This is a genomic window from Paraburkholderia sp. BR13444 (assembly GCF_040948755.1).
In the GTDB taxonomy this organism is placed as follows: domain Bacteria; phylum Pseudomonadota; class Gammaproteobacteria; order Burkholderiales; family Burkholderiaceae; genus Paraburkholderia; species Paraburkholderia youngii.
Map to the genome: position 1 here is coordinate 291,118 of NZ_JBFPKM010000005.1, position 15,637 is coordinate 306,754.

Annotated in this window: 15 protein-coding genes; 11 read left to right on the forward strand and 4 right to left on the reverse strand. The window is 63.2% G+C overall.

Annotation, left to right across the window (positions count from 1 at the left end; genetic code table 11):
* Window positions 1-98: 98 nt before the first annotated feature.
* Window positions 99-1,025: an ABC transporter ATP-binding protein gene (locus tag AB3X95_RS17160; protein ID WP_018437181.1), complete on the forward strand. Its 927-nt coding sequence runs from the start codon at window positions 99-101 to the stop codon at window positions 1,023-1,025.
* On the forward strand, window positions 1,022-1,783 hold the full coding sequence (locus AB3X95_RS17165; RefSeq protein ID WP_176107643.1) for an ABC transporter permease: 762 nt from the start codon (window positions 1,022-1,024) through the stop codon (window positions 1,781-1,783). Before AB3X95_RS17160 ends, AB3X95_RS17165 begins: the two co-directional genes overlap by 4 nt.
* Before the next feature lie 64 nt (window positions 1,784-1,847).
* Here the strand turns inward: AB3X95_RS17165 and AB3X95_RS17170 are convergent, their stop codons facing one another.
* The gene (locus tag AB3X95_RS17170) at window positions 1,848-2,849 is read right to left on the reverse strand and encodes a LuxR family transcriptional regulator (RefSeq protein WP_176120697.1); all 1,002 of its coding nucleotides are present in this window, start codon (window positions 2,847-2,849) and stop codon (window positions 1,848-1,850) included.
* A gap of 182 nt (window positions 2,850-3,031) precedes the next feature.
* Between AB3X95_RS17170 and AB3X95_RS17175 the strand changes: the two genes are divergently transcribed.
* From AB3X95_RS17175 to AB3X95_RS17185, 3 genes are all read left to right on the forward strand, one after another.
* The gene (locus AB3X95_RS17175; RefSeq protein ID WP_176120698.1) at window positions 3,032-3,943 is read left to right on the forward strand and encodes a helix-turn-helix domain-containing protein; all 912 of its coding nucleotides are present in this window, start codon (window positions 3,032-3,034) and stop codon (window positions 3,941-3,943) included.
* A gap of 279 nt (window positions 3,944-4,222) precedes the next feature.
* On the forward strand, window positions 4,223-4,648 hold the full coding sequence (locus tag AB3X95_RS17180) for a DUF3830 family protein (RefSeq protein WP_368621992.1): 426 nt from the start codon (window positions 4,223-4,225) through the stop codon (window positions 4,646-4,648).
* A gap of 121 nt (window positions 4,649-4,769) precedes the next feature.
* Complete coding sequence (locus tag AB3X95_RS17185) at window positions 4,770-5,804, forward strand: SGNH/GDSL hydrolase family protein (protein ID WP_368621993.1); 1,035 nt, start codon at window positions 4,770-4,772, stop codon at window positions 5,802-5,804.
* Window positions 5,805-5,879: 75 nt separating this feature from the next.
* Here AB3X95_RS17185 and AB3X95_RS17190 read toward each other — a convergent pair whose 3' ends face one another.
* The 3 genes from AB3X95_RS17190 to shiA all read right to left on the reverse strand — a co-directional run bounded on the left by AB3X95_RS17190 (window position 5,880) and on the right by shiA (window position 9,155).
* Window positions 5,880-6,008: a hypothetical protein gene (locus AB3X95_RS17190; protein WP_018437177.1), complete on the reverse strand. Its 129-nt coding sequence runs from the start codon at window positions 6,006-6,008 to the stop codon at window positions 5,880-5,882.
* A 10-nt stretch (window positions 6,009-6,018) separates the two neighbouring features.
* Window positions 6,019-7,422 (reverse strand): OFA family MFS transporter, encoded by a 1,404-nt coding sequence (locus tag AB3X95_RS17195; protein WP_368621994.1) that lies wholly within the window; start codon window positions 7,420-7,422, stop codon window positions 6,019-6,021.
* Window positions 7,423-7,835: 413 nt separating this feature from the next.
* Window positions 7,836-9,155 carry a shikimate transporter gene (gene shiA, locus AB3X95_RS17200; protein ID WP_368621995.1) on the reverse strand — a complete coding sequence of 440 codons (1,320 nt, stop codon included), beginning with the start codon at window positions 9,153-9,155 and terminating at the stop codon, window positions 7,836-7,838.
* A 317-nt stretch (window positions 9,156-9,472) separates the two neighbouring features.
* Here shiA and AB3X95_RS17205 point away from each other — a divergent pair, with 317 nt between their 5' ends.
* From AB3X95_RS17205 to AB3X95_RS17230, 6 genes are all read left to right on the forward strand, one after another.
* Window positions 9,473-9,691 carry a hypothetical protein gene (locus AB3X95_RS17205; protein ID WP_176120702.1) on the forward strand — a complete coding sequence of 73 codons (219 nt, stop codon included), beginning with the start codon at window positions 9,473-9,475 and terminating at the stop codon, window positions 9,689-9,691.
* Window positions 9,669-10,388 (forward strand): GntR family transcriptional regulator, encoded by a 720-nt coding sequence (locus AB3X95_RS17210; RefSeq protein WP_013091210.1) that lies wholly within the window; start codon window positions 9,669-9,671, stop codon window positions 10,386-10,388. The genes AB3X95_RS17205 and AB3X95_RS17210 overlap by 23 nt, the downstream gene beginning before the upstream one ends.
* A gap of 414 nt (window positions 10,389-10,802) precedes the next feature.
* Window positions 10,803-12,566: a thiamine pyrophosphate-binding protein gene (locus tag AB3X95_RS17215; protein ID WP_176120703.1), complete on the forward strand. Its 1,764-nt coding sequence runs from the start codon at window positions 10,803-10,805 to the stop codon at window positions 12,564-12,566.
* Between the two features lie 24 nt (window positions 12,567-12,590).
* A complete protein-coding gene (frc, locus tag AB3X95_RS17220) occupies window positions 12,591-13,838 on the forward strand; it encodes a formyl-CoA transferase (RefSeq protein WP_176368373.1) in 1,248 nt (415 codons plus the stop codon).
* Between the two features lie 9 nt (window positions 13,839-13,847).
* The gene (locus tag AB3X95_RS17225; protein WP_176368374.1) at window positions 13,848-14,663 is read left to right on the forward strand and encodes a fumarylacetoacetate hydrolase family protein; all 816 of its coding nucleotides are present in this window, start codon (window positions 13,848-13,850) and stop codon (window positions 14,661-14,663) included.
* A 54-nt stretch (window positions 14,664-14,717) separates the two neighbouring features.
* Window positions 14,718-15,563: an NAD(P)(+) transhydrogenase (Re/Si-specific) subunit beta gene (locus AB3X95_RS17230; protein ID WP_368621996.1), complete on the forward strand. Its 846-nt coding sequence runs from the start codon at window positions 14,718-14,720 to the stop codon at window positions 15,561-15,563.
* The last annotated feature ends 74 nt before the right edge of the window (window positions 15,564-15,637 follow it).

Genomic DNA, 15,637 nt, shown 5'->3' on the forward strand with positions numbered 1-15,637 from the left:
TCTGCAGGCTTTCCCACTTTCCATTACATTGCGGATGCGGCGCGTCCGTTCACGCCGGTTTCCCTCATTCAACAGCGGTGTCTGCCATCATCGAGTCCATGCAGCCTATCGTTTCGGTCACGAATCTGTCGAAAACCTATGCCAGCGGTTTTCGGGCACTGAAGAACATCAATCTGGCAATCCACCGTGGAGAAATCTTCGCGCTGCTCGGGCCGAACGGCGCGGGCAAGACCACGCTGATCAGCATCGTCTGCGGTATCGTCAACGCGAGCGAAGGCAGCGTGACGGTGGACGGCCACGACATCGGCGCCAACTATCGTGCGGCCCGCTCGCTGATCGGCCTCGTGCCGCAGGAGCTGACCACCGACGCGTTCGAAACCGTCTGGGCCACCGTGTCGTTCAGCCGCGGCCTGTTCGGCAAGCCGAAGAACCCCGCTTACATCGAGAAAGTGCTGCGCGACCTGTCGCTCTGGGAGAAGCGCAACAACAAGATCATCACGCTGTCGGGCGGCATGAAGCGGCGTGTGCTGATCGCCAAGGCGCTGTCGCACGAGCCGCGCGTGCTGTTTCTCGACGAACCGACCGCCGGCGTCGACGTCGAGCTGCGGCGCGACATGTGGAAGCTCGTGCGCTCGCTCGCGGCGAGCGGCGTGACGATCATCCTGACCACGCATTACATCGACGAAGCCGAAGAGATGGCCGATCGCATCGGCGTGATCAATGCGGGCGAGATCATGCTGGTCGAAGAGAAGACCGAGCTGATGCGCAAGCTCGGCACCAAGCAGTTGACGCTGCAACTGGAGTACCCGCTCGACGATGTGCCGGCTGCGCTCGCCGGCTACGGGCTGGCGGTCGCGAACGGCGGCAACGAGCTGATCTATACCTATGAAGGCGAGGGCGGCCGCACCGACATCATCGCGCTGCTGAAGTCGCTCGACGATGCCGGCATCCGCTTCAAGGACCTGCACACTACGCAGAGTTCGCTTGAAGACATTTTCGTCAGCCTGCTGCGGGGGAACCCATGAACATCTACGCAATGCGCGCGATCTACAAGTTCGAAATGGCGCGCACGTGGCGCACGCTGATGCAAAGCATCATCGCGCCGGTCATTTCCACCTCGCTGTACTTCGTCGTGTTCGGCTCGGCGATCGGGTCGCGCATCAAGGAAGTGGAGGGCATCAGCTATGGCGCGTTCATCGTGCCGGGGCTGATCATGCTGTCGCTGCTGTCGCAAAGCATCGCGAACGCGTCGTTCGGGATTTACTTTCCACGTTTCACCGGCACGATCTACGAGCTGCTGTCGGCGCCCGTATCGTATCTGGAGATCGTCGTCAGCTATGTGGGCGCGGCGGCCACCAAGTCGATCCTGCTCGGACTCATCATTCTCGCGACCGCCGCGCTGTTCGTGCCGTTGCAGATCATGCATCCGTTCTGGATGGTGCTGTTTCTGGTTCTGACGGCGGTCACGTTCAGTCTGCTCGGCTTCATCATCGGCATCTGGGCGGACAGCTTCGAGAAGCTGCAACTGGTGCCGCTGTTGATCGTCACGCCGCTCACGTTCTTAGGCGGCGCCTTTTATTCGGTGGACATGCTGCCGCCGTTCTGGCATGCCGTCACGCTGTTCAACCCGATCGTCTATCTGGTCAGCGGGTTTCGCTGGAGTTTCTTCGAGTTGGGCGACGTCGGCGTCGGCCTGAGTCTCGGCATGACGCTGCTGTTTCTCGCGGTGTTCCTCGTGATCGTCGGCTGGATCTTCAGGACCGGCTACCGGTTGAAAAGTTGATAGACGAGAAGGCGCGACGGCGAAAAGCCGTCGCGCCCTCTTCATCGATACGCGGGGACGCCGACTACGACAGATACGCCTGCGCGACATTGATCAACTGCACGCGGTTGCGCACGTTGAACAACTGCCGCAAGCGCCGCAGATGATAGTCGACGTTATGCGGCGACAGCCCGAGGAAATACGCGATCTCCTTGTCCCGCTGCCCCTGCACGACCGCCTTCAGCACCGCATGCTGCAGCTTGCTCAGCGCGATGCGCTGCTGCTGCGCGGGCGCGATGCCGATCACGCTTTTCGCGTGCGTCCAGATGAACTCGTGAATCGAGTGCGCGAACATCAGCGTTTCCGCGACGATCGATTCGGTCATCCAGCGCGGGTTGCCAATCGCCGAGTTGAAGCACAGGATCGCGCTCAGCTCCGGCTCCGGCAGCGGCATCTGCGTGAGAATGCCGCTCTTGCGCCCGGCGGCTTCCAGCATGTCGATCAAAGCGCCGAGCCGCTCGCTGCGCAACTGCGCGCGCGGCAGATCGGCGCGCAGATCGGCGGTATTCCACAGAAACGGCATGCCGGTCGGCGACGCGTGCGCGACGCGCGGATCGAGCTCGAAATAGCGCTCGCGGAAATAGCGCGTGAGCCATGCCTGCGACTCGTAACTCGTCAATACGAACATCGTCTTGTGATGCGACGACGTGCGCGTGGCGGTATAGCTGAACGAGTCGAAGCCCAGCTGCCTGATGCGCTGGCGCACGAACTCCATGCGGTCCTGCGCGCTGCCGAACCGTCCGAGCGGACTGATCAGCGGCGCGGCGCGGCGCGCCGCGGGCGACGGCGTGCCGATCTCCTCCTCGGTAAACAGAGTCAGAAAGCCACTGCGCCCCGCGCCATTCACGGTGCGGGGAGACATCTTCACTGCTTCAGCCGCGTGGGCTGATTTCGCGGCGTGCCGCGCGCCGGCCGGGTAAGCCGGTTGGGCGGATGCCGCTCTCGGGTGTGCTGCCGACGCGTGCCCGGCTTCGCCTTGCGGCGAGCCGTTCAGCCATTGCGGCAGCGTATCGCATTCATGTTCCATGAAACGGTAGCTCCGGCGTTCTAAACGCGTGAAATACGACAACCTCAATGATTAGCGATTTCGTGAAATGTCGGTAGCCGGTTCCTTGCTATCATTTTTGTGATCTTGCGCTGACAGTGGACCGGCAATACGGGTACGGCGGCGCTTCTCCTTCCATACGGCACCTCCTTCGAAGGGATGTGATGGCACGAATTCCCAAGCTCACGACGACGCTCGCCTACGACCGCTATATGGCCGGCCAGCGGCTCGTGTCGAGCGTGGATCGCGAGTGGCGGCATCTGGTGCTGCGCTCGTATCTCGAACCGGTGCGGCAAGACCTGCTCGAAGCGCCCGGTTTGCGCGACTTCACGCTGATGACGCTCGCGAGCGGCGCCGAGCATCTCGAACGCAACCTCGGCGGAACTTGGGAAAGCGCCGATATGCGCGTGAACGACCTGTGGTTCGTGCCGCCCACGCCGATCTCGTGGCGCTGGCATTCGATCAGCGACGAGCCGTTGTCTACCTTGCACGTGCACATCGAGCGCCATTTAATCGACAGCGTCGCGCAACAGATGGGGCTCGACGCGTCGCGTGAACTGTCGCTCGGCGACGCGATGCGCTTCAACGATCCGCTGATCGCCGCGATGCTTGCCGCACTGCATCGCGCCGCCCGCGATCCCGCCGATTCGCGTCTGTATGTCGATACGCTGGTTCACGCGCTCGCCGCGCACCTGCTGCAGCACTATTCGAGCGGCAACGGCGCGCGCCGCGGCAGCGCGACGGGCCCCGAACGGCTGGTGCCGCGCCGCATCCGCCGGGTGATCGACTACATCCGCGCCAATCTCGCCGAAGATCTGGCAATCGCCGAACTGGCCGAGCAGGCCGGCCTAAGCAGTTTTCATTTTGCCCGGGTGTTTCGCCGCGAGACCGGGGAGACGCCACACCAGTTCGTCACGCGCTTACGGCTCGAGGAAGCGGCGAGGCTGCTGCGCGCCACGGATCGAACCGTGCTGCAAATCGCGCTCGAAGTCGGCTTCGAGAATGCCGGTCACTTCTCCGTGCAATTCAAGCGTGGCTATGGCGCGACGCCGCTCGCCTACCGGCTGCGCGGTTGAGATGGACGAGCCGCAACGGCTTGCTTTTTCTCCAGTCGGAATCACGCACCTGCGCAGTGTGCGTTGCATTGCGCGGCTTGCAAACTACGAACATTCGTGGCGGCGCGCGCTGCAAACTGGCATCGCGCGTCGCGCAAGGCTTTGCGGCTCGGCCCGCCACCCGCGATCGTATCTGGTCTAACTGGACTGACCGCGACGCGGACAAGTGTACCTGTCGAAACCTTGCATCGGACGACAGAATCGAAGTGCCTGTCAATTTCATACACCGGATAACGCGCCATGACCCGACTCAAGATGACCGCCTGCGGCCACACCTTCATCGCCGAAACGCATCCCGATGCGCCGCAGACCGTGGCCGCGTTCGTGAAGCTGCTGCCGTACCGGCAGAAGCTGGTCCACGTGCGCTGGAGCGGCGAGGGCTGCTGGGTGCCGCTCGGCGAATTCAAGCTCGAGAACGACGGGGTCGCGGTCGGCTTCGAGAATCACACGAGCCATCCGTCGGTCGGCGACATCCTGTTCTATCCGGGCGGCTATAGCGAGACCGAGATCATCCTTGCCTATGGCTCGTGCTGCTTCGCGAGCAAGATGGGGCAACTCGCGGGCAATCATTTTCTGACGATCGTCGAAGGCAAGGAGAAACTGCGCGAACTCGGCACGAAGGTGCTCTGGGAGGGTGCGCAGGAGGTGGTGTTCGAGAGGTTTTGAGCGGGCCGCACTTCCTCGCTGGGCATACGCGATGCTTGGCTGAAGAGCCGCGTGCGGTCGGGTACCGGCCGCGCACGTCAGGCACGCGGCACCGTCTGGCCCGCCCGGCGAGGAGGAGCAAATGCGAGGCATAAATGACAAGGTCCGCGCTGTAGTTTTTGCCATGTCGATCGTGCTGCTGTCGGCTTGCGGCGGGGGCGGCAGCGGCAGCGGCGGCTCGAGTAACGGCGGCGGCACGGCGACCGAGCCGGCCGGCGGCGTCAAGCTGCAGGTGGTGTCGTTCGGCGACAGCCTGTCGGACGTCGGGACCTATGCGCCCCTGGCGAGTGCGGTGGGCGGCGGGCGTTTCACTACCAACCCCGGCCAGGTATGGGCCCAGAACGTCGCGCAATACTACGGCGATACGCTGAGCGCCGCGTTCACGATCGATCTCACGCACAGGCTGAGTGCGCAGAGCGGCCTCGGTTATGCGGAAGGCGGCTCGACCGTGGCGACACCGGCGAACCAGTACGACTACCTGAGCGACGTCATCGGCAACATCGAAATGCCGGTCAATCAGCAACTGTCAAGCTATCTGGGCGCTCACGGCAGCTTCAACGCCAATCAGCTCGTGCTCGTGTGGGTGGGCTCGAACGATGTGCTGCGCGCCGGCAACCTGCCCGCCGCTGCGCCGGTCGTGCAGGCGGCGGCTACCACGCTCGCCCAGCTCGTCGGGCAGATCGTGCAGAACGGCGGCGTGCATGTGGTAGTGATCAATGTGCCAAATATCGGGCTGTCGCCGAAGGGGCTCGCTTCGGCCGATGGTGGCGCGAACCTCACGCAGTTGTCGCAGCTATTCAACGCTACGTTGAATAGCGCGCTGCAAACCGATGGACTGCAATCGAAGGTGATCGAGATCGATTCGTACACGTGGACGAATCAGGTGATCGGAAACTTTCAGGCGAACGGCTTTACCGTGTCGAACACGGGGCAGGCCTGCGACCCGAAGAAAACGCCCGATGACACCTCGCTTCTATGCTCGCCGGCGACCTATGTGAGCGCCAACGCGGATCGGACTTACATGTTCGCCGATGATCTGCATCCGACCACGCATATGCACGCATTGTTTGCGCAGTTCGTCGAGCAGCAGATCGCGCATAGCGGGTTGGGGCGGTGAGAGGTGCACCGCGGCGTGGCCTCTTTTCGGCACCCCGTCCTTCAACCAGGCCGGGGTGCGCACCACATCACATCGTCACTTGAACAACTTCGTCGCCTGCGTCAGCGTATTGATGACCCCCCACGCAAGCGGAATCATCACATACAGCCAGAACACCGCGAGCATCACCTTGTTGGTCGGATGTACGGTTTGAACGGTCGACATACGGATCTCCTCACGCGCCCTTGGCGACTTGTGCATCGGTCATGTGGTGCTTCTCGTCCACGCGCTTGACCAGCAGGTTGCAGATAAAGCCGATCACGAGCAGCACGGCCATGATGTGTACGGTCATCGTGTACGCGTCCGCTTTCGCCACGCCGTTCGCGACTTCATACGCGCGGATGTAGTTGACGAGCACCGGACCCGCGACGCCGGCCGCGGCCCACGCGGTCAACAGACGTCCATGAATGCCGCCGACGAACGTCGTGCCGAACATGTCGGCAAGATAGGCCGGCACCGTTGCGAAGCCGCCGCCGTACATCGACAGGATGATGCAGTACGTCAGCACGAACAGCGCGATCTGTCCGTTCGCGGCGAAGCTCGGCACGAGGTAGTAAAGCACCGCGCCGAACGCGAAGAAGATGTAGTAGGTGTTCTTGCGGCCGATCCAGTCCGACGCCGACGCCCACACGAAACGCCCACCCATGTTGAACAGCGACAGGAGCCCGACGAAGCCGGCCGCCGCGGCAGCCGTCACCGTGTTCTTGAAGCTCTCCTGGATCATCACCGAGGCCTGGCCGAGAATGCCGATGCCAGCCGTCACGTTCAGGAACAGCACGAGCCAGATCAGATAGAACTGCGGTGTCTTCAGCGCCTGGTCGATATGCACGTGATTGCTCGTGATCAGCCGGTGCTGCGTCGCTGCGGGCGGTGTCCAGCCGGCCGGTTTCCAGTCCGCCGGCGGCACGCGGATCGCGAGCGCGCCGATCGTCATCGAGATGAAATAGACGATGCCGAGCACGATGAAGGTCTCCGCGACGCCGATGCTCGTCGCGCTTTGAAAGTGCTTCATCAGCGCGACCGACAACGGCGCCGCGATCATCGCGCCGCCGCCGAAGCCCATGATCGCCATGCCGGTCGCCATGCCGCGGCGGTCCGGAAACCAGCGGATCAGCGTTGACACCGGCGACACATAACCGAGCCCCAGGCCGATCCCGCCGATCACGCCGTAGCCGAGATACAGCAGCACGATCTGATGCAGGTACACGCCGAGCGCGGACACGAGGAAGCCGCCGCCGAAACAGCAAGCGGCCGTGAACATCGTGCGGCGCGGACCGACGTGTTCGAGCCATTTGCCGGCGAACGCCGCCGACAAACCGAGGAACACGATCGCAAGCGAAAAGATCCAGCCGAGCGCGGTCAGCGACCAGTCATCGGGCGCGGACTGCGTGATGCCGATCACCTTGGTCAGCGGTCCGTTGAAGACCGAGAACGCGTAGGCCTGGCCGATGCACAGATGCACGGCCAAAGCGGCGGGAGGCACCATCCAGCGCGAGAAACCGGGCTGCGCGATGGTGGCCTGTTTCGAAAAGAATGGGGCTGAACCTTGTTGGCTGCCCGGCTCGCTGATGCTACTCATAAGTGGGTCTCCTTACAGTTGTTCTGTTTATCGGCGTTTCGTGCAATTACCTGAGGCGGCGGAGTGTAACTTGCGCAGGCGTTCCCGTCATCGCTATATGTACTTTTATTTCATATGACCGGTCCAACACACCCGAAAATCAGCCTGGCTCGACAATAGGACGTGGACGATGGCTTCGCAATATGAAGCGCGCGGACATAAGGTGTGATTCTGGTCAAACGCGACGACTCTTGACGCGATTCTGCAAATCGTGGGACGCGCCGAACAGGTCGCCCCGAACTTCCGACTAGAGGCACTATGCAAAGTGCGCGATAAGCGAGCCGCGCAGGTCGCCCGGCACAAAAAAGAAACGGGCCGGCGCGGCTTCTTTGCCACGTCGGCCCGTCGTGTATCGGCAGCGAGTTTCGCCGGTATCAATCGACCCCGCGGCCGGTCTTCATGCGCGCTGCAACGAGTACCGAAATCAGACAGCCGATCGCCAGATATGCGGCCACTGGATGCCACGAGCCGCCCGCGAAGCTGACCAGCGCGACCGCGATGAACGGCGTGAAGCCGCCGCCGACCACGCTTGCCACCTGATAGCCGACACCCGCGCCGCTATAGCGGTACTCGGTGCCGAACAGCTCGGTGAACATCGGCTGCTGCACGCTGACGACCATATCGTGCGCGATGTTGGCAAGCATCACCGCGAATACGACGATCCATACGGTCGAGCGCGCTTCGAGCGCGAGGAAGAACGGCACCGCGCTGAACACGCCGACCAGCGCGCCGATCATATAGATACGACGGCGGCCGAAGCGATCCGCGAGCCACGCGAAGCACGGAATCGTCACACAGCTGAGCGCGCCGACGACGAAGCCGATCGTCAGGAAGAATTCGCGCGGCATGTGCAGGTTCGTGGTCGAGTAGCTGAGCGCGAACGCGGTGACGATGTACATCGTGAACAGCTCGGCGAGCCGCAGCGCGATGATCAGCAGAAAGGCCTTCGGATGGCGCAGCAGCGCCTCGACGATCGGCAGGCGCACGCGGCGCTCGCCATGCCGGCCGACTTTCTCGACGAACTCCTGCGACTCCTCCATGCTCGAGCGGATCCACAACGCGATCAGCACCAGCACGACGCTGAACAGGAACGGCAGACGCCAGCCCCAGCTGAGGAATGCGGCGTTGTCCATCGAGCGGCTGATCAGCGCGACGAGACCCGTCGACAGCACGAGCCCGACGCCGTAGCCGACCTGCACGCCGCTGCTGTAGAAGGCCTTCTTTTTCTCGGGCGCGCTTTCGACGGCCATCAGCGCCGCGCCGCCCCATTCGCCGCCGACCGCGAAGCCCTGGATCGCGCGCAGCGTGACGAGCAGCACCGGCGCCAGCCAGCCGATCGTCGAAAACGCCGGCAGCAGACCGATCGCGGCTGTCGACAGACCCATCATCATCACGGTGAGCACGAGCATGCGCTTGCGTCCGAGCCGGTCGCCGTAGTGGCCGAACACGAAGCCGCCGAGCGGGCGGAACAGGAAGCCGACGCCGAAGGTCGCGAACGCGGCGAGCGTGCCCATCGCCGGGCCGACGTTCGGGAAGAACTCGGCGTTGAACACGAGCGCGGCGACGATGCCGTACAGCAGGAAGTCGTACCAGTCGACCACGGCGCCGACAAAGCTGCCGAGCGCGGCATTGCGAGCCTGATTGCGCGCTTTGCGGTGAGTGGCCACTGCGGCCTGCGGGTGGGTGGTGCTCATCGGGTCTCCTTCAACGTGACATGGGCTTGAGTCGATCGCGCCGCGCCGGTAGGGCATTCGACGCGATCGCTGCGCGGCAGGATGTCCGGAAGGTTAATGACGCGACCCGCAATCCACAATCCGCGCAGTGCGTGTTTACACCAAGCGCCAAGGAGCCCATCGCGGGCAATGATGGGCGAGCCACGGAGCCCTACGGCGTGCTAACGTGGGGCATCTTAAAAACAACAGGTATTGATATACTACATACCGAATATTGAAAAATGCGGCGTTGCAGCATATGATTGAGGAATCATCTTTCTCAATCTTCGGAGTTGCACGTGGAATTCGTACCTCTCGCGCTGTTCGCCGTCGCTGTCGTAGGGTTGGGCTGTGCCGCCACCGTTTTGCTGACCGACTGGATTCCCGACTCGATCGGAGCGCGTGCATCGCAGCATGGCCGCTTCGTGGGGCTCGGCGAGCAGCGCGGCAAAGCGGCGGCGCCGAATCGCGCGCGTGTTCAAGCAGAGGCGATGAATGTCGTCAGAACTTCCAACTGAAACAGTGGCCACCCCGTTGACCCTCTCCTTGCAGCCTATCGGCGCGAGCGCGAGCTTGCGCGATCAGGCGTATGCGATGCTGCGTCAGGCAATCGCCGACGCGGATATCTACCAGAATCGCGAAGAAATCCGTCTCGACGAGCGCGTGCTCAGCGAATCGCTCGGCGTGAGCCGCACGCCGGTGCGCGAGGCGATGACACTGCTCGAGCAGGAGGGCTTTCTGCGCATGGTGCCGCGGCGCGGCATCTACATCGTGCGCAAGAGCAAGCGCGAAATCGTCGAGATGATCCAGATGTGGGCCGCGCTCGAAAGCATGGCCGCGCGTCTTGCCACGCTGCATGCGACCGACGAGGAAATCGGCCGCCTGCGTCATATGTTCGACAATTTCCGCGACACGACGCCGGCCGAGCATATCGCCGAGTATTCGGACGCGAACATCGCGTTTCACCAGGCGATCGTCGAGTTGTCGAAGTCGCAGATCATTCTCGACACCATCAAAAACATCTTCATCCACGTGCGCGCGATCCGGCGCATGACCATCTCGCAGAGCGACCGGGCCGCGCGCTCGATCGTCGATCATCTGCGCATCATCGAGGCGCTGGAGAAGCGCGATACCGAACTGGCCGAGCGGCTCACGCGTCAGCATTCGCTCGATCTCGCGGCGTTCGTCGAAGCCAATTGCGATTTTCTCGATTGATGGCGGCGTAAACGCCTGATTGCCTGCTGGTGTCGAAAGCCCGCGGTGTGCAAGCAACGCGGGCTTTTTGCGTTCGCGAGCTTCGAGCGAGCACCCCGCTGCGGGATAAATCGTGCTTGACGGTCTTAAAAATATGGTATGTGATATATCAACAACGACAGCCGCCATTCGCGACTCGGTGTTTTCCCTTGAAACAACCGCCGCAAAGCCTTGCAGATTCAGCGCAAAGCTGCGCCTGGCAAGCTTGAGCAGCAAGAACCTCGCGCCGTTTCTGTCTCGAAAATTGGCTTGAACCAATGTGATATATCACATACGGTATCTTCGAAGCCGTGAGACGTCGGTGCAGCCGGACGTATATCGAAGCGGACGCGTCCGTCGATAACCGTTGCACATCCGATAGATGAGGAGATGACCATGTCTGCAGTTGTTTCATCCCTGAGTCCGGCCACGGCCACCACGACCGCCGACGACACGCTCAAGCAGAAGACCCGCGACGCGGGCATCGTGTCGGGCGGCCATCTGGTTGCGAAGGCGCTGAAAAACGAGGGGATCGACACGATCTTCACCCTGTGCGGCGGCCACATCATCGATATCTACGACGGCTGCGTCGACGAAGGCATCCGCATCATCGACGTGCGCCATGAGCAGGTCGCCGCGCACGCAGCCGACGGCTACGCGCGCCAGACCGGCAAGCTCGGCTGCGTGGTGACCACCGCCGGCCCCGGCTGCACGAACGCGGTGACCGGCATCGCCACCGCGTTCCGCTCGGAAAGCCCGATCCTGCACATCGGCGGGCAGGGCGCGCTGACCCAGCACAAGATGGGCTCGCTGCAGGACCTGCCGCACGTCGACATCATGGCGCCGATCACGAAGTTCGCCGCGAGCGTATCGAGCACCGAGCGCGTCGCCGACATGATCTCGATGGCCGCTCGCGAATGCTTCAACGGCGCGCCCGGTCCCGCCTACCTGGAAATTCCGCGCGACGTGCTCGACCGCGAAGTCGACGCGACGCGCGCGATCGTGCCGCGGCCGGGCCGCTATCGCGCGTCGACGAAATCGATCGGCGATCCGCGCGACATCGAAAAACTCGCGGATATCCTCGTCAACGCCGAACGCCCCGCGATCCTGTACGGTCAGCAGGTGTGGACCGCGCGCGGTCACGAGGAAGCGATCGCGCTGCTGCGCGGCATCGAGATTCCCGGCTACTTCAACGGCGCGAGCCGCGGACTGCTGCCGCCCGGCGATCCGCATCACTTCGATCGCACGCGTTCGCAGGCGTTTGCGAATGCCGACGTGCTGATCGTGGTCGGCACGCCGTTCGATTTCCGCATGGGCTACGGTCGACGCATCAGCAAGGAATTGACGCTGGTGCAGATCGATATGGACTACCGAACCGTCGGCAAGAATCGCGATATCGATCTGGGCCTCGTCGGCGATCCGGGCGCGATTCTCGCTGCCGTGCTGCAAGCCGCGAGCGGTCGTATCAAGGACGACAGGCGTCAGGCGCGCCGCAAATGGATGGCGCAGTTGCGTGACGCCGAAGCGACCGCGACCGAAAAACTGCTGCCGCTGTTCCGCTCGAATAGCACGCCGATTCATCCGTACCGCGTCGCGTACGAACTCAACGAATTCCTGTCCGACGACACCATCTATATCGGCGACGGCGGCGACGTCGTGACGATCTCCGCGCAAGCGGTGCGGCCGCGCCGACCGGGGCAGTGGATGGACCCCGGCGCGCTCGGCTCGCTCGGCGTCGGCACCGGCTTCGCGCTCGCGGCGAAGCTCGCGCATCCGCACAAGGAAGTGCTCTGCTATTACGGCGACGGCTCGTTCGGCATGACCGCGTTCGACATGGAAACCGCGAACCGCTTCGGCGCGCCGTATCTCGCGGTGGTTGGCAACAACTCGGCGATGAACCAGATCCGCTACGGCCAGCTCGCCAAATATGGCGACGAACGCGGCAACGTCGGCAATCTGCTCGGCGACGTGCCGTTCAGCAAATTCGCCGAAATGCTCGGCGGCTATGGCGAGGAAGTGCGCGATCCCGCGCAGATCGCGAGCGCGCTACAGCGTGCGCGCGAAGCGATTCATCGCACGGGCCGCTCGGCGGTGGTCAACATCTGGGTCGACCCGCGTGAATACGCACCGGGCACGAAGAACCAGACCATGTACAAATAACCTTCATCGTTCAGGAGACACGACATGGCCAAGGCACTCGACGGTGTGCGCATCCTCGATTTCACGCATGTGCAATCGGGACCGACCTGCACGCAATTGCTCGCATGGTTCGGCGCGGACGTGATCAAGGTGGAACGGGCAGGCGCGGGCGACATCACGCGCGAGCAACTGCGTGATATTCCCGACGTGGATAGCCTTTACTTCACGATGCTCAATCACAACAAGCGCTCGGTCACGATCGACACCAAGCATCCGGAAGGCAAGCAGGTGCTCGAAGCGCTGATCCAGAAATGCGACGTACTGGTCGAAAACTTCGCACCGGGCGCACTCGACAGGATGGGCTTCACGTGGGAGCGGATTCAGGAACTGAATCCGCGCATGATCGTCGCATCGGTGAAGGGCTTCGGTCCCGGTCCTTACGAGGACTGCAAAGTCTATGAGAACGTCGCGCAATGCGCGGGCGGCGCGGCGTCGACCACCGGCTTCGACGACGGGCCGCCGGTCGTGACCGGCGCGCAGATCGGCGATAGCGGCACAGGGCTGCATCTCGCGCTCGGCATCGTCACCGCGCTCTATCAACGCACGCATACCGGACGCGGCCAGCGCGTGCTCGCCGCGATGCAGGACGGCGTGCTCAATCTGTGCCGCGTCAAACTGCGCGATCAGCAGCGGCTCGACCGCACCGGCGTGTTGAAAGAGTATCCGCAATATCCGAACGGCACGTTCGGCGACGCGGTGCCGCGCGCGGGCAATGCGTCGGGCGGCGGGCAGCCGGGCTGGATTCTGAAGTGCAAGGGGTGGGAGACGGACCCCAACGCATATATCTACTTCATCACGCAGGCGCCCGTGTGGGCGAAGATCTGCAACGTGATCGGCAAGGAAGAGTGGGCCACGGACCCCGACTACGCGACAGCGCCCGCGCGCCTGCCGCGGCTGAAGGAGATCTTCGCCGAAATCGAACGCTGGACGATGACGAAGACCAAGTTCGAGGCGATGCAGATCCTGAACAAATACGACATTCCGTGCGGGCCGATTCTGTCGATGAAGGAAATTGCCGAGGAGCCGTCGCTGCGCAAAACCGGCACGATCGTCGAAGTCGATCATCCGCAGCGCGGCAAGTATCTGACCGTCGGCAATCCGATCAAGCTGTCCGACAGCCCGACCGACGTCAAACGCTCGCCGTTGCTTGGCGAACATACCGATGAAGTGATGGCCGAGCTCGGTTATTCGGCCGAGCAGATCATGGCGCTGCGCACGGCTGGCGCGATCTAGGAGCGAGGCATGCAGACGTGGATGCGGTTCATGTCGGGCGACGGCGGCATCGTGTTCGGTCGTGTCGAAGGCGCCTACCTGCACGAGTACGAAAGTCTCGCGCAGCCGGTGCCGACCGGCGCGGTTCTGTCGCTGCGCGCACTGACGCCGCTGGCGCCGTGCGCGCCGGGCAAGATCGTCGCACTGTGGAATAACTATCACGCGCTCGCGGCGAAGCTCGACAAACCCGTGCCTACCCATCCGCTGTTTCTGATGAAGCCGGCGGCGTCGGTAATCGGCACGGGCGAGCCGATCCGCCGGCCGCGGCATTATGCGGGCAAGATCGTCTACGAGGGCGAACTCGGTATCGTGATCGGCCAGCGTTGCCGCGATCTGGATGTGCAGCAGGCGGAGGCGGCGATTTTCGGCTTCACGCTCGTCAACGACGTCACCGCCGCCGATCTGCTCAACGAGAATCCGCATTTTCCGCAGTGGTGCCGCGCGAAAAGCTTCGATACTTTCTGTTGTCTGGGTCCGGCCATCGTCTCCGGTTTCGACTGGCGGGCCGCGCGCCTGCTGACGACGCTCGACGGGGTCGAGCGTCAGAACTATCCGCTCGCCGATATGGTCTTTTCGCCGGCCGAGCAGGTGAGCCTGATTTCGCAGGATCTGACGCTCGAGCCCGGCGACGTGATCGCGTGTGGCACTTCGTTGGGCGTGGGTTCGATCAGGGACGGTGCAACGGTGTCGATCACGATCGATGGGATCGGCACGCTGAGCAATACCTTGAGCGCGGCGCCGCGCGACGAGCCACGGCGCTTGGGCGATACCGCGAACGCCGGTTGACGAGGGCAGGGACCTCGGGCTCTTGCCTTTTCATCGCATCACGGAGGATCACGCATGCCGCAAGCCTGTGGGAGTGCCGTGTTGATGGACCTGTTGCTGCTGCTTGCGGTGGCCGTCGCGATGGCGTTGGTCACCGTGCTGACGGTGGCAGTGACCGCGCTCACGCGACGACAGTTCGGCGGGCGTTCGGCGCATCGGCACACATGCGTGCGCGAACGAGATCCGACACACAGGGCCCGGATGCTTGCATTGCTTGGCGGCGGCATTGGTTTGGCGGTCGCGTCGATAGGCTTGATGGGTTACCTGTTGGCCGCGACGCGCGAGAACACCGAACGCATCGAACTATTTTCAGCCGTATTGATCGGCGCGCTGATCTTCGCGACCTGTGCGATCGCGTTCTGCAAAATGCGCGGCGTATTGCAACGCGACGCGGCCGCGCTGCCGGGCCATCACGTCGTCAATCTGTTTGCGCTGCTGTTATGCGGCTGGCTCGGTTACAGCTTCGTCACCGAACAGGCACAGCCATTCGGACTCGCGGCATTGCTCGCCACGGGCGCGCTGGCAATGGCGATGGGCGTGCATCTGATGCTGAGCCGCGAGTACTCGGCCGACCCCGCTCACGCGGCGCATCACGACGGTTGCGCACCGCGCATGCGTGCGGTCGCCGCGCGCAGCGAGGGCCTGGCGATCGGCAAGCCGGGCCTGCTCGCGAACCTCGAGTGGCATGGTGGAGAAGAGCAGACGTGGGCGCTTCGCGATGTCGCGCCGGCGATGATGCGCTTGAGCGCCTGGGCAGATCGTCGGAATGCGCGTGACGGTAGACGAAGCAATGGGCGCCAGCGCGACGGCTCACGCAAATGTACGCACAAGCGGCCGGTTCATTTCACTACGCGCCGCTAATCGACGATGCATACGCCCCTGACAAACCTGATTGCCAATAGCGAAGACGGCGGGATGATGATCCCGCCGCCCGA